18 protein-coding genes and 2 pseudogenes are annotated in these 24,068 nt (G+C 58.5%); 7 read left to right on the forward strand and 13 right to left on the reverse strand.

Annotated elements, in window-relative coordinates; all coding sequences use genetic code 11:
- Nucleotides 1-117: 117 nt before the first annotated feature.
- From ACVMIM_RS12420 to ACVMIM_RS12435, 4 genes are all read right to left on the reverse strand, one after another.
- The gene (locus ACVMIM_RS12420) at nucleotides 118-975 is read right to left on the reverse strand and encodes a sterol desaturase family protein (protein ID WP_476112225.1); all 858 of its coding nucleotides are present in this window, start codon (nucleotides 973-975) and stop codon (nucleotides 118-120) included.
- 735 nt (nucleotides 976-1,710) lie between these two features.
- Nucleotides 1,711-2,907 (reverse strand): methionine adenosyltransferase, encoded by a 1,197-nt coding sequence (metK, locus tag ACVMIM_RS12425; RefSeq protein WP_476112226.1) that lies wholly within the window; start codon nucleotides 2,905-2,907, stop codon nucleotides 1,711-1,713.
- Between the two features lie 55 nt (nucleotides 2,908-2,962).
- The gene (locus tag ACVMIM_RS12430; protein WP_476117197.1) at nucleotides 2,963-4,300 is read right to left on the reverse strand and encodes a serine hydroxymethyltransferase; all 1,338 of its coding nucleotides are present in this window, start codon (nucleotides 4,298-4,300) and stop codon (nucleotides 2,963-2,965) included.
- Between the two features lie 1,015 nt (nucleotides 4,301-5,315).
- Nucleotides 5,316-5,672: a hypothetical protein gene (locus ACVMIM_RS12435; protein WP_476112228.1), complete on the reverse strand. Its 357-nt coding sequence runs from the start codon at nucleotides 5,670-5,672 to the stop codon at nucleotides 5,316-5,318.
- Nucleotides 5,673-6,281: 609 nt separating this feature from the next.
- Between ACVMIM_RS12435 and ACVMIM_RS12440 the strand changes: the two genes are divergently transcribed.
- Both ACVMIM_RS12440 and ACVMIM_RS12445 read left to right on the forward strand, forming a co-directional pair.
- Nucleotides 6,282-6,434: a hypothetical protein gene (locus ACVMIM_RS12440; protein WP_476112230.1), complete on the forward strand. Its 153-nt coding sequence runs from the start codon at nucleotides 6,282-6,284 to the stop codon at nucleotides 6,432-6,434.
- 8 nt (nucleotides 6,435-6,442) lie between these two features.
- Complete coding sequence (locus tag ACVMIM_RS12445; RefSeq protein WP_476112232.1) at nucleotides 6,443-6,700, forward strand: hypothetical protein; 258 nt, start codon at nucleotides 6,443-6,445, stop codon at nucleotides 6,698-6,700.
- A 141-nt stretch (nucleotides 6,701-6,841) separates the two neighbouring features.
- Here ACVMIM_RS12445 and ACVMIM_RS12450 read toward each other — a convergent pair whose 3' ends face one another.
- The 4 genes and pseudogenes from ACVMIM_RS12450 to ACVMIM_RS12465 form a co-directional block, all read right to left on the reverse strand.
- Nucleotides 6,842-8,221 carry an MmgE/PrpD family protein gene (locus ACVMIM_RS12450; protein ID WP_476112234.1) on the reverse strand — a complete coding sequence of 460 codons (1,380 nt, stop codon included), beginning with the start codon at nucleotides 8,219-8,221 and terminating at the stop codon, nucleotides 6,842-6,844.
- A gap of 11 nt (nucleotides 8,222-8,232) precedes the next feature.
- Nucleotides 8,233-8,685 carry a class I adenylate-forming enzyme family protein gene (locus ACVMIM_RS12455; RefSeq protein ID WP_476117199.1) on the reverse strand — a complete coding sequence of 151 codons (453 nt, stop codon included), beginning with the start codon at nucleotides 8,683-8,685 and terminating at the stop codon, nucleotides 8,233-8,235.
- 45 nt (nucleotides 8,686-8,730) lie between these two features.
- A pseudogene (locus ACVMIM_RS12460) lies at nucleotides 8,731-9,914 on the reverse strand (AMP-binding protein); the annotation flags it as partial.
- Nucleotides 9,820-11,010, reverse strand: coding sequence for an acyl-CoA dehydrogenase family protein (locus ACVMIM_RS12465; RefSeq protein WP_476112236.1), 1,191 nt, complete (start codon nucleotides 11,008-11,010; stop codon nucleotides 9,820-9,822). The pseudogene ACVMIM_RS12460 and the gene ACVMIM_RS12465, both read right to left, overlap by 95 nt.
- A gap of 938 nt (nucleotides 11,011-11,948) precedes the next feature.
- Here ACVMIM_RS12465 and ACVMIM_RS12470 point away from each other — a divergent pair.
- From ACVMIM_RS12470 to ACVMIM_RS12485, 4 genes are read left to right on the forward strand one after another with little or no spacing between them, the layout of a single operon-like run.
- A complete protein-coding gene (locus tag ACVMIM_RS12470; RefSeq protein ID WP_476112238.1) occupies nucleotides 11,949-13,532 on the forward strand; it encodes an ABC transporter substrate-binding protein in 1,584 nt (527 codons plus the stop codon).
- A 15-nt stretch (nucleotides 13,533-13,547) separates the two neighbouring features.
- Nucleotides 13,548-14,507, forward strand: a complete 960-nt coding sequence (locus tag ACVMIM_RS12475) for an ABC transporter permease (RefSeq protein WP_476112240.1) — start codon at nucleotides 13,548-13,550, stop codon at nucleotides 14,505-14,507.
- 10 nt (nucleotides 14,508-14,517) lie between these two features.
- Nucleotides 14,518-15,342 (forward strand): ABC transporter permease, encoded by an 825-nt coding sequence (locus tag ACVMIM_RS12480; protein WP_476112242.1) that lies wholly within the window; start codon nucleotides 14,518-14,520, stop codon nucleotides 15,340-15,342.
- Nucleotides 15,342-16,994, forward strand: a complete 1,653-nt coding sequence (locus tag ACVMIM_RS12485; RefSeq protein ID WP_476112244.1) for an ABC transporter ATP-binding protein — start codon at nucleotides 15,342-15,344, stop codon at nucleotides 16,992-16,994. Before ACVMIM_RS12480 ends, ACVMIM_RS12485 begins: the two co-directional genes overlap by 1 nt.
- Nucleotides 16,995-17,277: 283 nt before the next feature.
- On the opposite strand, the gene ACVMIM_RS12490 is transcribed toward ACVMIM_RS12485, so the two are convergent.
- Nucleotides 17,278-18,573: an NAD(P)/FAD-dependent oxidoreductase gene (locus tag ACVMIM_RS12490; RefSeq protein WP_476112246.1), complete on the reverse strand. Its 1,296-nt coding sequence runs from the start codon at nucleotides 18,571-18,573 to the stop codon at nucleotides 17,278-17,280.
- Between the two features lie 89 nt (nucleotides 18,574-18,662).
- Nucleotides 18,663-19,664: a dipeptidase gene (locus ACVMIM_RS12495; RefSeq protein WP_476112248.1), complete on the reverse strand. Its 1,002-nt coding sequence runs from the start codon at nucleotides 19,662-19,664 to the stop codon at nucleotides 18,663-18,665.
- 248 nt (nucleotides 19,665-19,912) lie between these two features.
- On the opposite strand from ACVMIM_RS12495, the pseudogene ACVMIM_RS12500 reads away from it, so the two are divergent.
- Nucleotides 19,913-20,318: pseudogene (locus tag ACVMIM_RS12500) on the forward strand (transposase); the annotation flags it as partial.
- A 900-nt stretch (nucleotides 20,319-21,218) separates the two neighbouring features.
- Here ACVMIM_RS12500 and ACVMIM_RS12505 read toward each other — a convergent pair.
- The 3 genes from ACVMIM_RS12505 to ACVMIM_RS12515 form a co-directional block, all read right to left on the reverse strand.
- The gene (locus ACVMIM_RS12505) at nucleotides 21,219-22,331 is read right to left on the reverse strand and encodes an IS110 family RNA-guided transposase (RefSeq protein WP_040973258.1); all 1,113 of its coding nucleotides are present in this window, start codon (nucleotides 22,329-22,331) and stop codon (nucleotides 21,219-21,221) included.
- Between the two features lie 297 nt (nucleotides 22,332-22,628).
- A complete protein-coding gene (locus ACVMIM_RS12510; protein ID WP_476112250.1) occupies nucleotides 22,629-23,681 on the reverse strand; it encodes a LysR family transcriptional regulator in 1,053 nt (350 codons plus the stop codon).
- Between the two features lie 41 nt (nucleotides 23,682-23,722).
- Complete coding sequence (locus ACVMIM_RS12515) at nucleotides 23,723-23,965, reverse strand: hypothetical protein (RefSeq protein ID WP_476112252.1); 243 nt, start codon at nucleotides 23,963-23,965, stop codon at nucleotides 23,723-23,725.
- Nucleotides 23,966-24,068 lie beyond the last annotated feature (103 nt).

Below are 24,068 nucleotides of genomic sequence, written 5' to 3' on the forward strand. Positions count from 1 at the left end.
GCGATAGGAAAATCTGCTGCCGCTCAGGCGCAACAGTCCTTGTTAGGTGGAGGCTTGTCGGGTGCCTGTGGATGTTCTGGATATGCATTCATAATTGAGGCGTAAGCCTCCACTCGTCTAATCCCTGGCCTCCACAGCATTTCCAACTTTGGGTTTACGCCAGCGACGTCGATCGAATGGGAACATAATATAATCCCGCACGGTCAGCGGCTCGGGCTGGTTTCGCATGCCAACCTCCGGCCACTCATTCTTTTTTGGCCAGTATGCCGTTAAAAAAATCGTATCCCAGAGGGTTGTGAAAAACCCATAGTTTCGGTGCCGGTGATGCGGTTCCATCGAGTGGTGGATGCGGTGGAATTTGTTGTCGCCAATGATGTATCGAAGCGGCCCAAGATTGATGCGGGTACTGGAGTGCGAAAGATGGGCCTGGAACGTAATCAGCGTCATGGCAACGATGGGCACCGCGCCAGATTCAAAATGGATCAGAGCCAGTGGCAGTGCTACCAGAGCTGCGTAAACGAGTGGTTCGGAGATATGATGATTGCAATTCCATGCCGTCAATTCGCGGATCGAGTGGTGCGTTGCGTGAAGCCGCCAGAGGAATGGAACAGCATGCTGAGCGCGGTGCATCCAATAGTAAAAGAAATCGCCAGCAATCGCGACTAAAACCCCGGAAAGGACCGCCAAACCACTGCTGACAATTGCGTTGTCAGAGTGGAGCAACGTTGCGAAATTGATCGTTACCAGCGGCTTTACACCAAGCCAGGCCAAACCAACAGCGAAGAAGTGCCAGATAAAGGCACCCAATCCGAGCCGAATAAGCCAATTCCGCACGCCGCGAGCGTATGAGGCAAGACTATATCGATAGGCCGGGAAGGTGAACTCCAGCGCGGCGCAGATGGTGGCGAAGACCACCACTAGCTCGAGCGAGTCCACGAAGATCTGCGATATATGATTAAAATCGAGAACTTGCATTTGTTTGCTCCGGCGAATCGTTCAAGCTGCGCCAGGTTCAGGTCGGAACATCGAGGCAGTCATTTTCGTCATCGGGGCCAATCCAATGGTTGGTAGATCTCCGGCGGGGCCCGAAAAATTCGAGGTCGGTACCCGAATTTGTATCCGCGCAGAAAGTACCAATTGCACCTAGCGGTCATGCAATTTGCTTTTCGCGCGCATTCAGCGGTCATTATTCCGTCGGTACGCGGAGCATCGCGGGAGCGGACTATGCGCGGTTCTCTTGGATTGGCAAAATCGATTGTTTGGATGAGACGTATCTGTTTCCTAAATGGTCGGAAAAGCCCTTGGGCGAGTTGGCTTGCCCGGAGCGACGGACTCTACGCCAGTGTTGCGGCGGCAACTTGCCACGGCGAAAGAGCTTGCAAAAACAGCGTAAGCGTCACGAGCACCGCACCGCTGGGTAGTTGGTTGACAGAGGCAGGTCAGATGCGGGCTGCATTGTGACGCTCACAAATCAGCAGCTCGGCGCGCAGAGTGTCGACCAAGGGTCATCGCGACTTGCCAATGCATTGCTTTTCGGGAAAATCCGCGTCGTGCGCAATGATTTCTACAATAGCATCGCCGATTTAAAGCAGGTCACATTTCACCATCAATGGCTTTCTTGGTTCCGCCAACGGACCCCGGCTTTCTTCCATCCCGGCCGGCCGAAGTCTGGCCATAGAAGAGGTGTTGCGCGTCCTTTGGCGCCGGGTTTCAAGGTGCGGCGAGCCCTGCCTCGCGCCGCAAATCGTCGGCTCTATCAGTCCTCTCCCAGGTGAACTCGGGCTCTTCGCGACCGAAATGACCATAGGTCGCAGTCTTGCGGTAAATCGGGCGTAAGAGATCGAGCATCTTGATAATCCCCTTCGGTTTGAGATCGAACAACTCAGGAATGAGCTGCTCGATCCTTCTTTCCTCGACCCTCGCTGTCCCGAAAGTATTGACCATGACAGAAACCGGACTGGCCACGCCGATCGCGTAAGCAAGTTGTACCTCGCAGACGTCCGCAAGTCCGCTGGCCACCACATTCTTCGCAACATATCGCGCGGCATAGGCAGCCGAGCGGTCAACCTTGGACGGGTCCTTGCCCGAAAAGGCGCCGCCGCCGTGACGTCCCATTCCGCCATAGGAATCGACGATGATCTTGCGTCCGGTAAGGCCGCAGTCGCCGCGGGGGCCCCCGACCACGAACCGTCCCGTTGGATTGACCAGAATTCGGATGCCTTCCGTATCCAGGTCGGTCGGCAGGACCGGCTTTATTATTTCCTCAATGACGCCATCGCGAACCGTCTCTTGCGAAACCTGCTCATTGTGTTGCGTCGACACGACGATGGTATCCAGAGCGACGGGGCGCAAGCCCTCATAGCGCACGGAGACTTGGGATTTCACGTCAGGGCGCAACCAGCCAAGATGACCTGCCTTGCGAACATCCGCCTGTCTTTTCGTTAAACGGTGGGCGAGCTGGATCGGCAACGGCATCAAAGTATCGGTCTCGCGGCATGCATAGCCGAACATGAGGCCCTGATCTCCCGCTCCCTGTTCGAGATCCTGCCCCCGACCCTCGTCAACGCCTTGGCTGATGTCGGGTGATTGCTCGGTGAGGGCATGAATGATGGAGCAACGCCGGCCGTCAAAGCCAACCGCTTCGTCATCGTATCCAATATCAACAATCGTATCGCGGGCCACTTGGCCGTAGTCGACCTTCACATCGCTGGTAATCTCTCCAGCCAGAACGACGGTTCCTGTCTTCACCAAGGCTTCACATGTCTTCACCAGGGCTTCACAAGCGACGCGCGCCTTCCGATCGAAGCGCAAGACTGCGTCGAGGATTGCGTCCGAGATGTTGTCGGCGAGCTTATCGGGGTGCCCCGCGCCAACCGATTCGGAAGAGAAAACGAACTGCCTAGCCATGAAATGCCTCGCTTCGGGTGTTGGAGTTTGCATGGGGCATTTTTCTTAACCCGCTTTACCTGTCGGTGATGCCCGGGACCTCGAATGCAGCGCATAAGTCGGCAACGTCTTTTCGCACGCTGGCATGAACATCCGGATTTTCGGGCTGGCGACAGACCCGGTCGATAAAGGCAGCGATTTGCACCATTTCCCCCTCGCGCATGCCCATTGACGTGACTGCTGGCGACCCCAAGCGAATTCCGCTTGTAACCGCCGGATCGCGCGGATCTCCCGGCACCATATTAAAATTCGTAATGATGCCCGCCTTTGATAATCGCTCGGCATAGGCCTTGCCTGACAGTGGTCGATCGCGCAGGTCAAGGATGAGCATGTGATTGTCGGTCCCCCCGGTAACCAGGTCATAACCTCGCTCAAGCAGCGCCTGGGCCAGAGCCTTGGCATTCTTGACGGTCTGTTGCCCGTAGATGCGGAATGCTGGGGTCGCCGCTTCCTGTAAGGCGACTGCTAGTGCAGCGATAACATTCATATGTGGCCCGCCTTGCAGGTGCGGGAAGACCGCGCGATCAATCCGCCTGGCGAGATTGTATTTGCTTTCCGGATGATAGAGCGCCTGATAACGATCTTCGTTCCTCGACAAAATGAAGCCACCGCGGGGGCCGCGAATCGACTTATGGGAGGTGCTGCTGACGACGTCGCTATGGCATACGGGATTCGGATGCGCTTCTGCCACAATCAGGCCGCTGATGTGCGCAATGTCGGCCACGAGATAGGCGTTCGCCTCCCGAGCAATTTCTGCCATTGCCGCGTAGTCAAAGACACGCGGATAAGCAGTTCCGCCGATCCAAATGAGCCGCGGCCGTTCCCGCTTAGCTGTCTCGCGCAAGAGGTCATAGTCAATTTGCTGGGTCTTTTCATGTAGCCCATAGGGGACCCGTTGATAGTCGGTTCCGGAAAAGTTGATAGCCCAACCATGGGTCAGATGACCCCCTTCGGGAATGGGCAAGCCCATGACTTTGTCGCGGCGCTTCAAAAGCGCCCGATAGACAGCCTGATTGGCCGGCGAGCCGGAATAGGGCTGGACGTTGGCGTGTTCGCTTCCAAACAGTTTCTTCAAGCGCTCGATGGCGAGATTCTCAAGCTCATCGACGACCTCGTTGCCCGCATAGTAGCGCGCACCGGGGTACCCCTCGGCGTACTTGTTTGTGAAAATGGACCCGGTCGCTTCGAGCACTGCCGAGGAGGCAAAGTTTTCAGAAGCGATGAGTTTGAGCGTCGTGCGCTCCTGTTGCTCTGCTCTCAGGAGCAGTTCGTGAACGCAGCTATCAACCGAGGCTAAGGAAGAGCGTCCGTAAGTGTCGGGCTGCGCGATAGGGCGCTTAGCAGAATTGTCCATCATAGGCTCGCGCTCCAATTGGATCGATCTATTTCGCGATCAAGCAGGCTGTCCCCTTCGCTTGCTCGTCTCGCATCGCTTCGAGTCGTTGTAGGTCTCGTTCATGATGGCCATCGCAGCGGGGCAGGAGATCGACTAGCAATTGGACCAGACCGCCGTCCTTGCGTCCGGGTTTGAGATGATAGGAGCGCCACGGGCGTCGTTCGTCGCAGCAAAGAAAGTCGGCTCTGGCGAGTAGCCGGACGTGTCGCACAACGCGATCGCGACGCAGATCCAAAATGTCTGCCAGCTCGCAGACTGTTAAATCCGCATGCGCGCAAAGCCCCAGGATTCGAAGGCGATCAAAATGCGCTGCCGCTCGTAGGCGGCTGACCAGTGTCATCATTGTTCAGCATCAAACCACAAGAAAAGAAGGGACACCCTTTGCACAGAATTTGTCATTTGGTGTTCTCCACAGATGTTGCAGCTTTCGACCCAATTATCTCGCTGCTTATATCACCAACCGGACACTCTCGGCGGTCGCGTAGATACGCACCTATTTCCACGCATGTGATTGTGTCGAACCGACAGTGATTGAGTTGGAGCAACCATGACGGGAGCTCTTCTTGCTATTGCCTTTAGTTATAGATTTCACGCGGTTCGGCGGTCGCGGAATAGGAAGGACGGGGTTTTGAGTCCTCTGGCTAGCCTGATACGTTGAGATAAGCCTACCATTCTTAGCGATTTCGGGTTGCTAAGAGTCTATGAATTTCTTTGAAGAAACTGTTGCAATGTCTGCTCCCCGAGATGCCGCTCAAGATGGGCCGAGTCGCATGGTTTCAAACCAATGGGGCAACACGGTCGGGATGGAAGAATGCCGAAAAAAAGCATCCTTGCGTCGAAGCACACCGATCGTGGTACGGGGCCTGCGGCCTTTGGGCTATTGAAGACGTGCTCGACAAATTCGAGGCCAGCAGTCGCAACAGCGCTGAGATGAACTCACAGGGCGTGAAAGCGCTTGACGGTGGTGCCTTGGTTACGCTCCAGTCAGCGTGACCGTCGACGCGACTTCGAAGACGTCAAGCAGAATTGCCGACCCTACGCCGCAGGCGGTCAGGAGGATGCCGGCCATGAAAATGCGGTTGGCGCGTTGGTATACCTGGCGTCGCAGCGAACTCACGTCGAGCAACAGCGACAGCGCCCGCATCTGCGAGGCTATGCCGACCAGGATTGGGGCCACTGCGAACAGGTCGTAAAGTCGCCACGGAACGGGGTTCGCCGCCCAATGTGTGACGAAACCCAGAGAAAACGCCAGCAACATGCCGACGACGGTGATCGTGCCGTTCCGGAAGACGGTCTCGATCGGTTCTTCCTTGGGGTTGTGCTCGTCCAATTGCCTCTCTCTGCAGGTCTGCGCGGTAGTCGCACAGATGTGAACTGATCCCTAGGTTCCGTCGAAGGCTGGAGCTGCCGACTTCGGGCTGGTGGCGTCATCGGGATCATCAATGAGTCCAACTCTTTGATACGGGAAATGAGCAAAATTAAGTCGGCATGGGCGCGCAATGCTGACGAAGGGTCCCAATTCCAAGCGGGCCGCTTTTGGCGCGCGGTGCGGAGGGGAACGACATGAAGTTCCGTCTGACCCGTTCCTGGCTAGCGGCATTGGAGCCGACGAGAATGCCGCAGGCGGCATCATACAGGATATGGCGCGATTGAAAGTCCTGGAGCGTGGCCATCTTTGATCAGGAGGGCCTGCACACTTGGTGCCAGCAGAGCAGCTCAAATGCGACCGCCACCTTGCTCATATTCTGCGAGCCTCGAGCATCGCCGGGGAAACTGCGAACATCGGCATTATGCACACGACCCTGGCCCGCTCCCCGGGCCATGACGTCTATGCACTATGCACCTTGCAGTGTCGCCGAACTGCAGGCCACGGCTTTGACATTGGCCTCTTGGCCATATTCACGTTCGCCAGGTGTATTCCGGTGCGAGCACGCTTGTGATGCCAGGAACTCCTCAGGGGAGGGACATCAATGAGGCCGGCGAGAAGTCGGTCACCCTGGTGACCATTCGCGTCGATCGCTCTGTAGAAATAGAGGAGAGGCTCACCAGCGTGGCGCAGTTCGAGCGAGTGAGCATCGATCTGATGATCTGACTGGGGCGTTGAGCGAGGCCGTCGTTCGCATCCGAGCGGGGCTGGAGCAATCCCGGGAGGTTAACAGATCGCTCGTAGCCCGCCTTGGCCTGATCGGCACTTCAGCGCTGTCCTGGTCGCTGATCCGCGACCGGGACTTGGGTGCGGCAGAAGCTGAACAGGCAGCGGAACAGGTGGGCAATAGCTGGGTGGAGAAGGTGGAACTTGCAGTTCGGCTCCTGGTGTCGGCGATTTGGCAAGCGTTGTCGATCCCACCCTGGAGCTAGCACAGTCCATGCTCCCAAAGTGACAATGTTGATGAATGTGGCCGCTCCTCCCGAATTCGGTCGGCGCGGAGTCACCAATTGTGTTGGAGAGCTAACGATCAAAGAGAAAATGACCAAAAGCTTCCGATCAGACTTCTTGGTTTACCTGCACGGTTTCGTTGATCCCGCATGCCAGCAAGATGAAACATCCTCGATCGCGGCTGTGGTCGCCAGTTCAAATAGCAGCTCTGCGCCCGAACCATCCCCTAGCCGTTCCACGGCTTGATCGATAGCCGATGCGCGCAGGCCTCCAAGTCGCGCGTTAGCGTATCTATGAAATTTTGCGCGGATCTGTGCCGTCGACGCCGGCACCTCCGGATCTCCGGAAGCTTCGGTTGGGCCCGAGTAGAGCACGCGTCCGTCTTTCAATTGCAGTTCCACGGAAGAGAAGCGCCGGGCCGGGAATGCGCTGTTAAACTCGGCGCTCTCGGTGATCGTCATGCCTTCGACCAGCCGTCGGATTTCCGGATTTGCGAAAGAGGCTTCTGCAACATGTTCGGGCTCGACGGTGCCGTGGACAAGGCCAACAGCAACTGGAAAAGCGGTCGAATACTGTGCTTGCTCGGTCGTTTCCGGAGATCGAATAGCGAGGCGTTTCGATTCATGAAAGGTAGTCAGATTAACGGACGCGATCATGTCGGACTTTAGATCATGTCTCGCCCGCAGCGTGAGCACCGCATGGACCGCGGGCTGAGCCCAGCGGCAAATAGGAAAGGGCTTGAAATACTGCTCTGAGATGCGCCACTTGCTTCCTAAGTCCGACCACAAGTCGGACACATCCGGCGCTTCGACGGTCAACGCTGGTGCGCCGGTGAAGCCGTCAGCCGCCAAGTATGCCGCGGAGACCCCGGCCATCGAACCCCAACCCGAGCCGTCCTTTACCATCGTTGGGGCGTCTATGCAGCGCATCATCTGGCTTCTTGGTCCGTGGTACTCGGCAATACCCAGCGCCTCTCGCGTACGAACCCTGCCCAGGTGCAACAGCCTGGCGCCAAGCGCCGCCGCCGCCACAGCAACCCAAGCGCCGGACGTGTGGTAATCGCTAGCAGTCCGATGCAGCGCAATGCCTGCGCGTGTTCCAATCTCATAGCCAATCACGAGGCCAGCGAGAAACGCACGATCATCGAGCTCCCCTTCGGCCTCAGACATCGCCATAAGCGCAGGCAAGACCCCGCATCCAACGTGACCCTTGGTAAGCTTGTGTCCGTCGTGCGCATCAAGTGCATCGATCGTCATACCGCCTGCCAGTGCGGCGCCGGCCGGACTGGCGTTACGGCCGTCAAACAAAAGTCGCGCAGGTTTTTGACCCGGCCCAAAATGTCTAACCACGTGATTGCGCGCGATCTGGGACATACTAGTGCTTGTTCCGCCGATCGCTACTCCTAAGAGGTCGAGAAGCCAACGCCGCCCCAGACCCAGCACCTCGGCGGGAATCGAGTCCGCACTGCTGTCATGGAGAAAATCGTGCAGGGGAGTTGCCATCGTAGTTAGCCTCAAGCAACTTGTTTGGGCGAAGTTCTATCGTAGCGCGCGATCAGCTCACGTTTTAAAACTTTGCCGCTCGGATTAGTCGGCAAGGCATCCAGGAACTCGTAGCGCTTGGGACGCTTGTAAGATGCAAGATCTCGGCTACCCCGGACGTACGCGTCAAGTGTCGCCGCCTCGAGGTTCGGATCGGAACGAACAACAAAGGCGACGACAATCTGGCCCCATTTGTCGTCCGACAGGCCTACAACCGAGGCCTCCTGTACTCCCGGACAGCGATACAGAATTTCTTCGACCTCGCGCGGGTAGATGTTCTCGCCGCCTGATATGATCAGGTCGTCAGCGCGTCCGTGGAAATAGTAGAATCCGTCCTGGTCTTGGCTGAACAGATCGCCGGTATAAATCCAGCCGGCTTTCAGCTTTTTTTGCGTCTCAATCGGTTTATTCCAGTAACCGGCCATCGCTTGAGGTCCGCGTACTATCAGCTGACCGATGGCACCCTGACTTACCTGTTCATCTGGCGGCACTTCACGGCTCGCATCGTCGGTGATTATGCGGCATTCCGAAATCAACGTGGATTTGCCGCACGAGCCAAGCTTGCGTAACGCATCTTCCGGATGCAGCATCAGCGTCAGTGAAGCTTCTGTCATTCCATAACCATTGAATATGCCAGGGCAGAATTCAGCCATGACGCGCTCCATGGTACTTGACGAAATCGCTGCCCGCCGGTCGTAACAAGTCTCAACGAGGAAAGGTCGAACTTGGCGAAATCCGGATGAAATAGCATTTCCTGGATCTGTGTCGGCACTGCAAAGAGCGTGGTAATGCGCTCTGCAGCGATGGTACGGAGGGTACGTTCAGATTCGTAGCGCCCGATCACGACATTGGTGCCGCCTACCAGAAGATGCGGGATGAAGTAGGCTTGCATTCCACCCACATGATACAGCGGCGCAATGTGTAGCGCGCGGTCATCATGTCGTAGCGAGTATTCCATCACGCAGTTCATCGCGATGGCAATGTCGTTTGCGTGAGTATGGATCACACCTTTCGGTCGTCCGGTGGTGCCTGACGTGTAGACCAGTGATGAAATAGTATCTCCGTTCGGAACCGGGCGTGGTTGACCCCGATCTTGTGTATGCTCAATCAACCTGTCGAAATGATGATGTCCCTGGGGGATGTTGCTTGGATCATATGCGCAACCGATGAAATCGTGGACGGAATGAACCTGTTCTGCGATTCTAAGCGCGTTGTCAGTCAGCGCTCTCCCGTAGACCAATACACGCGCGCCAGAGTCCTTAAGAATATAGGAAGCTTCCCCTGGCGACAGTCGAAAGTTCATCGGGACAGCCACTGCGCCCAGAAACTGACAGGCGAAAAAGGTGGTCACCGAGTTTTCCGAGGTAGAGACGTAGAAAGCGACCCGATCACCTGGCCGTACTCCAAGATCCGATAGCGCCTGCGCGAATCGTCGAACTCGATCGAGCCACTCTCGATAGGTCCAGCGACGATCCTCATAGACCAAAGCTGTATGATCGGGGTACCGGTCCGCAGAAGCTTCAAGGATGCGAGCAATGTGCATAGCGTCTCGACCTGGATTAAAGATTGAGCCGGATAGATGGCATCTCTCGCGCTGCGATGAGATACTTGCACATCTCGGAGGTACCACCGACGATCGGCAGCGTACGAGCATCACGGTATAGCTGTTCGGCTTTGCCATATTGCCGGGTGACGCCATCACCGCCGAGAATTTGAACCGTGCGATCCGCGCAGAAAACAGCTGTTTCAGTGGCCACCAGTTTGGCTTGACTAGCCTCACGCATAAGATCTTTCCCGCCTATCCCCGAATCGTACATTTTGGCAGCTCGGTGTGTTAGCAGCTCGGCCGCGTCGATTTTCCAGCTCATCTGCGCGATCATGTCCCAGATCAATTGCTTCTGACCAAGCTTCTGGCCGAAACTGACTCGTGACTGAGCGTGCTGACACGCGATTTCGAAGGCGGCGCGCGCCACACCTAGACCGGAGCCGCCGAGGATCACCCTTTCGAAATTGAACGCACTGAGCATGACGTTGAAGCCGCCATCCAACTCGCCCAGCAAGTTCTCTTCCGGCACACGCACATCGTCCATGGCTACTTCGCCGACCATCGAGCCTCGCCGTCCTATGAAGTCGTACAGCCTTGGAAAGCTAAGACCTTCAGCGTGGGCTGGGATCAGAACAGCAGTTAAGCCTTTCTGGGGCGGCACGTCGGGGTTGGTAACGCCCCAGACGATATAGACATCCGCCTTTGAAGCGTTGGAAATGTATCGCTTAAGGCCGGAGACCACCCATTCGCCAGTCACTTCATCGAAGCGAATTATGGTTTTCATGCCCGCACTGTCCGAGCCAACATTCGGCTCAGTCATGCAAATCGATCCCAAAGATCGACCCTCGAGAATTGGCAACAAATAGCGCTCGCGCAAGGACGGCCGCGCGAACCTGTGAATGGGGTATGCACAGGACAATGCGGTGGCAATCGTGGTCTCGAAGGCATAGTTCAGGTAGGCCGCTTCCTCAGAAACAATTGCCGCATGGGTAAGGCCCGGTTGCGGCAACGCTCCACGATAGAGATCAGGGAACATTAGCTTCAAGTAACCAGCCTGCCCCAAGGCGCGAACGACCGCCAATTGCGCGCTGAAATCCTGCTCGTGCTCAATCAAATCGACTTTAGGGGCAAGCTCGCGTGATATGAAGGTGCGAACTTCTGCACGAAACGCACGATCCTCATGCGTTAAAAAGAAATCGCGCATTCGATGACAATCTCAAAAGCACAGAACATTAATGGATCCGGCAGCATCGAAGAAAGCGTCAGCGCGGCGGGATTACCAATGAAGTGCGGTCTGGTCCGAATTGCGCCATGGAAGCATCCGTGTTTCCTGAACCTTGCGCGAAAAATGCCAGAATCAAGCAAACCAACGGAAATGTAGTGAGTAGAACCACAAGGTCGTTGCAAAGATTCTCCGACAGGTGCGTTTCAAGTAAGCTTTCCAATTTGCGGATCATCGTTAGCCCCGATCGAAATGAAAGTACCTGGCGCCGCCGCAAGGATTTCGCCTCGCCACTGACGGCGGTCGAAACGGGCAACTAGGCTATCAGGAGCGGCCGACGGCACGTCACTATACCGCCGCTTCAGCGGGCCAGTTGCCGCACTAACCTGCCTTAGCGCAGTCGACCCACAATGCATGGGCCGTGAGTTGATGAATGTCCAACAATCGTTTGGTATGAGCTGATGCCATAGTGAGATCGATCAGCTTGGAAGCGTACGTTTGGCTTTTGCCGTGATCGCAGGAAACGAGCCCGACGGAAGATCGCCGATCGTCCAAAGGACCTGAATCCGTTGGTCGATCGGGTTACTTAAGACAGAAAGAGCATCACTTGGTAGAGCATGCCGGCCCGCGGGTTTAAGGCCGAGTTCGACAGCGAGTTGTATCTGATCAAAGCCTCTTAAAGAGCTGCAGGTGCCAAGTTTCAAGGTATCGTAGCCTGTTTGAAGCAGTGGTCATCAGGCCGCTCGTGCCCGTTTTGTGACTGGTTGGGCCGTTCTCCGACCCGGCTCAGAATCCGGTTCGCACAGGCTACGCGATACCGTTTGGTCATCGCTCTATATCAATTCGTTGTTGGACAGGCATCATCGGGTTCTCCAGAATGGATCAAATAGCCACGAAGGCATGCGCGAAGGGGAACTGCAATGACCGATAGAACGCATTTTTTGAGTGGGATTGTCGCGAAAAGCGAAATGTCCCGGCGTGATTTTCTAGGGCGCGCGGCCATGTTTGGCGCCGGCGTCGCCTTGGCAAACGGCTTGCTGGCGCCTTACGCGCGCGCGGAAAGCCCTGTCAAAGGCGGGGTACTGAAGGCTGGCATGCAGGGTGGCGCGACCACTGACAGCCTTGATCCCGCGATCTTCGAAAGCCAGGTATCCTATTTCTTTGGCCGTCAATGGGGCGAACAGCTCGTGCAGATCGACGCCAAGCGCGAACTTCAGCCCGCGCTCGCCGAAGAGTGGGGTGCGTCCAAGGATGCGAAGATCTGGACCTTTAAGATCCGCAAAGGCGTTCAGTTTCACAACGGTAAGGAAATGACGCCGGCAGATGTCCTCGCCACAATGGAGCGCCATTCGGACGAGAAGTCCAAGTCCGGCGCACTTGGCATTATGCAGGGCATCGAGAAGATTGCCGTCGATGGCCAGAACGTGGTCTTCACGCTGAAGGAACCCAATGCTGACCTTCCGTACCTGATGGATGATTACCATCTTCTGGTTCAGCCTAACGGAGGCAAGGACAATCCGACCGAAGGGATCGGTACCGGGCCTTACAAGGTCACTGTCAATCAAAGTGGGGTCCGGCTCGGAGGCGAAAAATTCGCCAACTACTGGCGCGATGACCGCGGTTTCGCGGACCAGATCGAGATCATCGTCATCAACGATACAACTGCCCGCATGTCGGCTTTACAGGGCGGCCAGGTTCACATGATCAACCGTGTCGAGCCTAAGGTGGTCGAACTTGTCAAGCGCCTCCCGGGGATTACGATCCGCAACGTGAGTGGCCATGGCCATTACTTGTTCCTCGCCCACTGCAACACAGCCCCTTTCGACAACAACGACTTGCGGCTCGCGCTGAAACTCGCGGTCGACCGGGAAGAGCTCGTACAGAAGATTCTGAAGGGCTATGGCTCCGTTGGCAACGATACGCCGATCAACAAGTCCTATCCCCTCTTCACGGAGATGGAGCAACGCAAATACGATCCGGACAAGGCCAAGTTCCACTACAAGAAGTCGGGCCATGACGGCACCGTGCTGCTCAGGACCTCCGACGTCGCTTTCCCCGGTGCCGTCGACGCCGCCCAACTGTACCAGCAGAGCGCCGCAAAGGCCGGAATCAAGATCGAGATCAGGCGCGAACCAGGCGATGGCTACTGGTCTGAAGTATGGAACAAGCAACCCTTCTGTGCGTCTTATTGGGGGGGCCGTCCAACGCAGGACCAAATGTATTCCACTGCGTACTATTCCAAGGCTCAGTGGAATGATACCCGCTTCTTCAATGAGAAGTTCGACAAGATGCTTCTTGAGGCACGCGCGGAGCTAAACGCCGACAAGCGCAAGAAGCTCTATGCCGATATGGGCCAAATCGTCCGCGACGAAGGCGGTGCAATCGTCCCGATGTTCAACGACTTCATCGACGCCACCGGACCACAGGTCGGCGGGTGGTACGAAGATGGCAACCAAGAGATGATGGGGGGCTACGCGCTTTCCAAGTGCTGGCTGAAGACCTGAGCACGCCGGCTACTTATGTCTCCTGCAATCGTGGTACTGATAGCCCAGCGCGTTGCGCTGGGCATCTTGTTGGTGCTTGCCATCTCAGTCCTGATCTTCGCCGGTACGCAGATCCTGCCCGGCGACGTCGCGCAAGCCATACTTGGACAGTCGGCGACGCCGGAGTCGCTCGCCAACCTGCGCGAGCAGCTCGGGCTCAACCAGCCCGCCTATATGCGCTACTTCCACTGGCTGGGTGGCGTGCTGACCGGCGACCTCGGCACCGCCATGTCGAGCGGGCAGGACATCGCGACATCGATCAAGGAACGGCTGTGGAACACGCTGTTCCTGGCCTTTTGGGCGGCGATCGTTGCCATTCCGCTGGCGATCACGCTTGGCCTGATCGCGGTGCGCTACCGTAACGGCTGGGTCGACAAGCTTATCTCCGGCGTGGCGCTTGCCTCGACGTCCTTCCCGGAGTTCTTCATCGGCTACCTTCTGGTCTTCTACTTCGCGGTCGAGCATCAGTGGTTCCCCGCGATCTCCACCGTCTATGACGGGATGTCTGTCGGCGAACGGCTGCAGGCGATCGCGCTGCCGGCGGCGGCGCTGACGCTGGTGGTGCTCGCCCACATGATGCGCATGACGCGCGCGGCAATCCTCAACGTCATGCAATCGGCCTATGTCGAGACGGCGGAGCTCAAGGGGCTCTCGGCCTTCGCTGTTATCCGCAAGCATGCGTTCCCGAATGCGATCGCGCCGATCATAAACGTCGTGATGCTGAACCTCGCCTATCTGGTGGTCGGCGTCGTCGTGGTCGAGGTGATCTTCGTATATCCCGGCATGGGGCAGTATCTCGTCGACCATGTCACCAAACGCGACGTTCCAGTCGTGCAGGCGGTCGGCCTGATCTTCGCAGCCGTCTATATCAGCCTCAACATCATCGCGGACATCGCGGCGATCGTCGCCAATCCGCGGCTCAGGCATCCGAAGTAAGGGGGGCGGCATGCTCGCTATCAGACGCATCCCCATCGCATCGCTGATCGGCCTTGTGCTGACGACTTTGTTTGTGCTGATGGCCGTATTCGCGCCCTTGATCGCGCCGCATGGCAATGCCGAGATCGTCGGCGATGTCTGGGAGCCGATGTCGTCGGCGCATTGGCTGGGCACCGACAATCTCGGCCGGGATCTGTTGTCGCGCATGATCTACGGCGCGCGCATAACGCTGTTCATCGCGGTGCTGGCGACCGCGCTTTCCTTCTCGCTCGGCGCCATCCTCGGCTTCTCGGCCGCGGTGTTCGGCGGCTGGTTCGACACCATCCTGTCGCGTCTCGTCGACCTCTTGATGTCGATCCCGACCTTGATCATGGGCCTCGTCGTGCTGTCGGTGCTGCCGTCCAACCTGGTGACGCTGATCCTGGTGATGGGCATCCTCGATTCGACCCGCGTCTATCGCCTGTCACGCGCGGTGGCGGTCGACATCAACGTCATGGACTATGTCGAAGCCGCGAAACTACGCGGCGAGGGCAGCGGCTGGATCATCTTCCGCGAGATCCTGCCCAATGCGGTGTCGCCGCTGGTTTCGGAACTCGGCCTGCGCTTCATCTATGCCGTGCTTTTCCTGTCCACGCTCTCCTTCCTCGGCCTCGGCGTGCAGCCGCCGGACGCCGACTGGGGCGGCATGGTCAAGGAAAACAAGGACGGCATCGTCTTCGGCATTCCGGCGGCGCTCATCCCGGCCGCGGCGATCGCGGCGCTGGCGATCTCGGTCAATCTCGTCGCCGACTGGGTGCTCAACCGCACGGCCAGCCTGAAGGGAGGGCGCGGGTGATGGCAGACAACAAAGCAAATTCCGGCCGCCTGCTCGACATCCGCAATCTGCGCATCGAGGCGACCGTCTATCCGCCCGGCGAGGCGCCGAGGACCATCACCCTTGTCCACGATGTCTCGCTGACGCTGGAGAAGGGCAAGGTGCTCGGTCTGATCGGCGAATCCGGCGCCGGCAAGTCGACCATCGGCCTGTCTTCCATGGGCTACGGGCGTGGCGGCGTGCGCATCACCGGCGGCGAGGTCATCCTCAACGGCCGCGACATCCTGAAAGGCGGCAAGGACGGCTTGCGCAAACTTCGCGGCCGCGAAGTGTGCTATGTCGCCCAGTCGGCGGCGGCCTTCAATCCGGCGCACCGGCTGATGGACCAGGTGGTGGAGGCCTCGCTTCTGCACGGTACGGCTACCCGGGCGGAAGCCGAGAAGCGCGCCGTCGCGCTGTTCAAGAAGCTCAGCCTGCCCAACCCCGAAACCATCGGCGAGCGCTTCCCGCATCAGGTCTCCGGCGGCCAATTGCAGCGCGTGATGACGGCGATGGCCCTCTGCTCGGAACCCGATCTGATCGTCTTCGACGAGCCGACCACGGCGCTCGACGTGACGACGCAGATCGATGTACTGGCGGCGATCAAGGACGCCATCCGCGACACCCATGTCGCGGCCTTGTACATCACCCACGACCTCGCCGTGGTCGCGCAGGTTTCGGATGAGATCATGGTGCTGCGCCACGGCCGGCTGGTCGAGTGGGGCGGCACGCGCCAGATCATCAAGGAGCCGCGCCAGGAATACACCAACGCGCTGGTCTCGGTGCATGAGATCGCGCATCAGGAGCAGCAGCCGGGCACGACTCCGATGCTTTCGGTGAAGAACGTGACGGCCGCCTATGGCGGCGGCCACGTCAAGGTGCTCAAGAACGTCTCGGTTGACATCCATCCGGGCCAGACGCTGGCCGTCGTCGGCGAGAGCGGCTCCGGCAAATCGACGCTGGCGCGCGCCATCACCGGCCTGTTGCCGCCGGAGCAGGGCAGCGTCGTCTTCGACGGCCGCACGCTCGGCAACCGACTGGCCGACCGGCCGAAGGAAGACTTGCGCCAGCTGCAGATGATCTACCAGATGGCCGACGTGGCGATGAATCCGCGCCAGACGGTGGGCACCATCATCGGGCGGCCGCTGGAGTTCTATTTCGGCATGAAGGGCCGCGAGCGCGACAAGCGCGTCGCCGAGCTGCTCGACGAGATCGAGATGGGCAAGGGCTTCATCGATCGTTATCCGGCCGAGCTTTCCGGCGGCCAGAAGCAGCGCGTCTGCATCGCCCGCTCGCTCGCCGCCAAGCCGAAGCTGATCATCTGCGACGAGGTGACGTCGGCGCTCGACCCGCTGGTCGCGAACGGCATCCTGAAGCTGCTCCTCAACCTGCAGCAGATCGAGAAGGTGGCCTATCTCTTCATCACCCACGACCTCGCGACCGTGAAGTCGATCGCCGACTCCATCGCGGTGATGTATCGCGGCGAGGTGGTGCGCTACGGCTCCAAGAGCAATGTGCTGACGCCGCCCTTCGACGCCTATACCGACCTTCTGTTGTCCTCCGTCCCGGAAATGGAGATCGGCTGGCTGGAGAAGGCCATCAAGGGACGGCGCATGGAAAGCGGTGGAAACTGAGAACGACTGTTCCAGCCTGTTGAACCGCAGAGACAAATCGCTCACGCTCCGGGCGATGGCTGTCGATCTGACAGGGTATCTACACCGGAAATGGTGGAGCCTGCCGAGGCCGAAGGGGTCATGTCAGTGAATCTGGGCGTTCCAGTCGGCACCCGGACTAGCAATAACTGACCAAAGCGCCCCTGCTTCGCCTTGCACGCGCCAGCTAGTGGGCGGTAAGCGTGGTCCATGAGCTGAGATGAGATCTGCGCGGCTGCAGTGCGGAACTGACTGTCGTGAGGTTTTACGCAGCCTTTATAATTTCGTAGTCACCGTCAGTGAACCTGGAGGACTTGAACTTGCTCAAATCGAGAGACGGCGCGCCATCGACGATCCACTGGCTCATCTGTTTACCTACGACAGGACCCAGGGCGAAGCCGTGACCGCTAAACCCGCACAAAGCGTATACATTGTCGTAGCTGTGAACACAGTCAATGATGGGAATGAGGTCCGGTGTCGTGTCGATCCGTCCGGCCCAGCTGTCCGCCAAAGTCAGGTCGCTGATGTGGGGGAAGAGGGCACGAAACTCGGCCAGGTTCTGTTTCACCTTCGCGATATTCGTGGCAGGCTCCGAGAGCGGCCTATGCTTGCCGTTTCCCGGCAGCAGATCCGTCAAGCTTCTGATAGTGTCACGTCCGAACCCGATACGTAGCAAGCCTTGGTTTTGCTTTAGAGCGGGCAGGAAATACCGAAGGTTTGTGAAGGCCTGGAGCGTCAGGTCGTAGTCAGTTCCGGCATTCCGATAACCGTTTCCGATGATGAAGGACCCATCTGGCCTGGGTCGGTAAGCCGTAGTCGGCGCCCACATGGCAATTTGAGTGAACGGAGTGGTGGCTGTCGTCAGGCCCACCGATGATCGGATGTTCTGTACGGGTAGGTTGTAGCTAAGTTTCGCGAGGAGCCTCCTTGACCCGATACCACTGGCGACGACTATCTTGGCGCATTGATAAGTGTTCCGCAGCGTGCGGATGCCTGTCACGCGGCCGCTTGTCCTCGTAAAGTCAATGACGACCTCGTCGTTGAAGAACTTGGCACCAGCCGCCTTTGCCGCGCGGGCTAGCGTGTGTGTCGACAACTTGGGATCGCCGTGTCCGTCATCTCGCGTGAACAGCGCGCACCGCCAGCTTCCAGAGAGTTCGGGAAGCTTTTCCTTGAGCGCTTTCGCATCCAGTATTTCCGAAGTCAGCCCGTGCGTCTGCGCATCGCGATAACTCGTTTCCACGACCTGTTCGTCTTCGGGCGTTTCAGCAGGCATAAGGATACCTGACTTCACGCGCTGGGTGGATTCGAAGCCGAACTCATCGGTGATCTCGTCCCAAAGGACAGAAGCCTCAGCTGCCAACGGGATTTCAGCCGGGTGGCGGCCCTGCTTTCGGATGAAACCCCACGCGCGGCTTGACTGTTCTCCTGCGATCGGACCGCGATCGAAAACCGCAACGCGCACGCCCTGGCGGGCCAGGTAATAGGCGGTCGAACACCCCGCGATGCCTGCCCCGATTATGCCGACGTCGTAAGCCATGGGAGTGGCGGTCTTCGCCATAAAGCGTGGTCCTCAATAGCGTCGTCTTCCTGCGCTAGGCTTGTCAGAATCGGGCAGCGCCTCTTTCGACTGCCGCCGGCTGCCAATGCCTACTCCCAGTTCGCCGCTGCTGCTCGCATGAAGTTGCCGCCAAGAATTCCGCTGATGTCCTTATTGCTATAGCCCCTTGCCGAAAGGGCGGCCGTGATCTGGGCGAACATCTCGATATCTACGAAGCCGAGGTCGGCTCCGGCCGGGTAATGCTCCGGCGGCCAGTAATCGGTTGCACTGGCGAAGCGCGTCGAAAGCGCAGCCGTTATCTCCGCAAAATCGGTTCCGATGCCCACGTGCTGTGGGCCGACCAATTCACAGTAATGATCGATGTTCCTCACGAGGAGATCGATATTGGAGGTGTTGTCACCTGCATTTGTCAGGAAGATACGAATTCCGGTAACGCCGATCACGCCCCCGGTGTGCGCGCAGGCAACAGCCTGCTCATTCCAGATGTTGCGAGGGTGGTCGTGGAGAGCGCGGCTGTTGGAATGGCTGATGATGATCGGCTTCGACGAGGTTTCTGCCATGTCGATCGACATCCTGGGACTGCAGTGCGTTCCGTCAACGAGCAAGCCGATGCGGTTCATCTCCCTGATGACCTCCCGGCCGAACGGAGTGATCCCTGTGTTGGCGCCATGGCAGCCGCCGCCTGCAGCGTTGTCCTTGTTATAGACGAATGAGATCTGGCGAACGCCCAGGCGATGGTAGGTCTCGACGAGCTCAATCTTGTTGTCGAGTGCCGATACGCCCTCGATGTCCATGGATACCGCTAGCTTTCCTTCCCGCTTGGCCGCAAGCACGTCTGCGACGCTGGAAACGAGAATGTACTTGTCCGTGTTGTCGCTCAGGAACTTGCGGTAGCCGGCTATGACCGGAAATGTATCATGCCAAGGCAACACGTCATAACCGACGTTGGTGCTGACGAACGTGAACCCGGCCTTCCGGATTCGCTCAAGCGAATTGACGTCGATCGGGATCTGAGGGTCCATTCCGCAATGAGCATCCCAGACGATGCTCTTCTGGAATAATTCGTCAACATTGAACTGAGTCAGGTCCATAGCAATCACACCTGTGAAATTTGGATGACAGCACCATTCGCGGAGGCGGCGAGCCTGTCCAACAGCAAATTGATATAGCGCGATGAGAAAGTGAGATCGGTGAACCCTGAGCAGGAATCATCGGAGTTTCTTCCGCAGTCCTTCTGCAGAATGAGGGCACTGGGTCACGTTTTTGGATCTGCGCGGTCTAGCGGTTGGTGCTTCTTCTGGCGATGCCGGAATCGTCGTGCCAACGAGCCGTGCCGCAGGGGGCCAATCCGAGCTTCGTCGTGACCTCACTCAAAGCCGGGTCGCTGGGCGGCACGGGCGCTTTACGAGGAGCTCTACTGCGCCCGCGGCGACATGGAGAACCGGATCAAAGAATGCCAGCTCGAGACCTCTACGCCGATCGTACCAGTTCTCCATGCGCGCCAATCAGCTGCGGCTCTGGTTCGTCTCGTTTGCGTATGTCCTGATCTGCGCCCTGCGTCGCCTCGGTCTCGCCCATACCCGGCTCGCCAACGCCAGCCGCGGCACGATCAGATTGAAACTGCTGAAGATCGGCGTACAAGCCCGTGTCTCGGTGCGTCGGATCAAGGTCGCAATGGCTTCAGCCTGTCCATACGCGGACGAATTTGCCCTGGCCCACCTCGAATAAGCGCCGCGGCCCGCTGACGCCGCCGGACCTGAACCCTTCCCGCAAACAACAGAGGAAAATTGCAGCACAGCACCGCCGCTCCCGTGGCACTGGCTGCGCTCGTCCTCAAAACGGGGATGAGCAGCACCGACCCGCGCCAATCAAGATGCCTCTCGAGCCTGGGCGCGGTGAGAGAAGCGGGATAGGTTCCAGGCTGGAGAGAGCGACGTTTCGCCCGAGGTCACGGTATGAACTAGGGCTACCCGGCGAGGGTGCGTTTCACTATGTTGAGCCTAGTCTTTTCCAGATGTTTGCAAATGCGACCTCACTTACGCTTTGTAAATCGGCGAAAAGAGGCTGGTCCAGACTTATGCCCGACATGCAGTTGGGGAGACGTACGCCAAATTGCAACTCGAGATTCGTGGTGCGGAATGCGCTTTCGTGAGTGAAGATGAGATCTTTATTTTGAAAGCTTCGTGGTGAGTGGCTAGGCGTTCGCTTCGCCCTTCATTACTGGACTCCCCTCCGGTTATTGGACACGCTCTGGGCATCCAACATCATCACCGTGGTCAAGAATGAGGGATGACGTTTTTTCGCCCTATGTCTTTTGCCACAGGTTTGTTCGTCATTGATGAGGGGGCAGCACGGAGACGGGATGGGCTTGAGACGACGGTTGATCCAGCTCTTATCCGCGGGTTGGTTACCGCACTTCCGTAATCCGTCCTGGGCTATCCCTGTCTAGCATCGGGCGTTGGGCTGATGCCCAGCCACATAGTTAGGGACGGGAGTTCCCCACCGTGGCCACATCCCGTCGCCGTACTGCCCGGTTTTTCCGCCGAGAGATCCGGCGCGGGCAGAGCCCTCAATCCGGCGGCGCCCGCGCCGGGCGCGCGCTTACCGGGATCCTGACCTTCGATGAACAGCAAGCGCACCGCATTTCAGTTGACCGGTTCGACCTGGTGGCCAATGGCCCACAGGAACGCCGCCATCTCGCGCGCGATCGCCGCAACGACGATGGGTTTCTTCTTGCCCGCGGCCATCAGGCGCCGGTAGCGGGCGCAAAGCCGGGTCTGCGCCTTCCAGGCGATCTCGCGTACCGCCTTCGGCAGGCCCTCGAGGCGGACGCGAATGGGCTCCGTCACCCTGGCGGGATAGCGGTAGGCCCAAGCGCCTTCGATCAGGACGCGGCGGGCGCGGCGATTGCCGGCCAATGTCAGGCCACCGCGCTTGACCGTCTCGCCGGTCGAGCGCTCCGAGGGCACCAGGCCGAGAAAGGCCATCAGCTGGCGCGGATTGTCGAAGCGGCGGACATCGCCGACTTCGCTGACAAAGGTGACGGAGACGATGAAGGACACACCACGCAGCGCCTGATAGGCCGCCACCACCGGCGCCATCGACCAGCTCGGTACCAGCTCGGCCAACTGCGCATCCAGCCGCTCCAGCCGAGCCTGCGCATCGGTGATCACGTCGACCTGGTCCTGGAACACGATCTGCTGTGCCGGATGGTCGAACTTTTGCGCCGCCAGCCAGCGGGCATGAGCCCGGGTCCAGTTCTTGAAACCGGTAAAGACCCGGCCATGGCGCAGCAGGAACGAAAGCAGCATCTGGCGCTTCTTGCGCAGATCCTCGCTCGCCGCGGCACGCACCCGCACCATGTCGCGCACCGCTTCATGCACCGCGTCTGGAACCCAGATTCCCTTCAGTTCTCCGGCCCGCAACAGCCGTGCTAGGCTGACCGCATCGCGCCGGTTCGTCTTGACGCGCTCGCCCGGGCGCTTGGGGATCAGCGAAGGCGCAACGACATCGCAGCGCTGACCGAGCTCGACGATCTGCCGGCAGAGCCCGTAGCCGGTCGGGCCGGCTTCGTAACAAAAATGCAGGCGAGGATGCTTTTTCTCCAGCCTGCGCACGAAGCGCTCGACCGCCGCCGGCCTCGCCTCGATCTCGCCGAAAAACCGGACCTCCCCATTGCGACCACTCTCGGCAACCGCAATGGCGTGCTTCGCCTTCGACACATCGACACCTACGTAAAAGACGCTATCTTGCTTCATGGCCCGTCCTTTCTTCGCTGGGGCTCGGCTCGGGCACTCCCCGAAGCAACCCCCGTTTGCTTAACAGCTGCAAAGACTAAGGGCGGGCCGCCGCTCAGACCACGGTCATAACGTCTAGGCCACAATCATGTCGGGCTAAGATCGGGCCCAGTGACCGAGGCATTGTCACCTCGCGGGTGTTCGGGAATCACCAGATGTGGACCTGAGGTCGTTTTCCCAGATTCTTACGCCGGTGAGCATAGATCCCGCGCGTAACAATAGTCCCCGGTTCCAAAAATCAGGGACAATGGTCAAGTACTAGGCGATTGAGCGATGGCCACGCAGCGGGTCCAGTGTCGAGGAGCCTCCAGCATCGCTTCGTGAGACGATATCGATGAAGTTTCGTAAGACGGGTGCGGTATTGTCCTTCCGCCAAGCCGCGTAAAGGTGGAACGGCTCTGGGTCTTCCAGAATAGCTACCGTGGCGACGCGGTTTGAGTAGGTGGCAGCCACCGAGCTTGCGATCAAGACGACCCCGACGTTCTCTTCTACGAGAGCGAACGCACTTTCGTTGTCCTGCATCATGATGGAGGGCCGCGGGAGGAAACCAGCCTGGCGGCAGATATTGTTGATACGACGGGTGTAAATCTGCCAAGGTTCAGTCGACCACAGCAAAATGTGTTCGTCTTTCAGTTCGGAGGCCGAGATCGATTCCCGCTGCGCCAATCTATGGGTCTTAGCGACTGCGAGAGCTACGTGGTCTTCGAAAAGATGTATGGCGTCCAACTCATCGTCTACAACAGGCCCGACCACGAACCCGATATCGACCTCGCCGCGGCTGATCGTCCCCGCGGTGTTTTCGGGGATCATTTCCGATGTCGCCTGGCTGATTAGGCGCAGATCCACATTTGGATACTGCCGGTAGAACTTGGCCAGCATCTTCGGCAAAAACGTTCGGATCGAGATTTCATTGTAGCCGATCTTCAACTGCCCGACTTCGCCACGAATCGCGGAAAGCGCCTTGATCGAGATTTCGTCCAGGCCACCTACGATCGCCCGGGAGTACTGAAGGAGATTTCTTCCGACCGAACTCGGTTTCACCCCTCGAGCGGTGCGCTCGAACACCGGAACGCCCAACTCGGCTTCGAGCGTCTGGATTGTCCGGCTGACCGCTGACTGCGAAGTGTTCAAACGTTCGGCGGCGCGCCGGAAGCCTCCTTCGTCGTGCACCGCCAGCAATGCGCGGAGCTGCTGCAGACTGATCCGTGGCGATCTCACCAAGGCCTCACCCAATAACCAACAAATAGCTGTTAGACAGGTATCGTTTATCACCGCAAGGAGGGTCCGTCTAATGCGCGCGGCGCACCGCACGAAATTGCGGGGAGGCGGTCCGAACCACCAATGGCATCCCGTCAGGATAGAAACCGATTTTCAGCAGGCGGCCCATCAGCGCTAAAAGAGTGCATATCTGCTTGGCGCAATTTGCCCGGCGCGGCGCCGGTGCCGCTCTGGGTCTGCCCTTTGGCGACACTGAGGCCACGCAACGCCCTATGGACGAGATCAGCCGCCATGTTGAAAAGGGCCGCACACGCCGTGCTCGTCATGGATCGTGCTGGATGGCCCACCACCGCCAATTTCAGGATGCCGAAAAACATGACCGCGGTCTTCCAGGCGGCATCATACCGGTATGACTCGATTGAAAGTCCTGGAGCGTGGCGATCTATGATCAGGAGGGCCTGCACAGCTGCCAGCAAAGCA

The organism is Mesorhizobium sp. USDA 4413 (genome assembly GCF_056280365.1).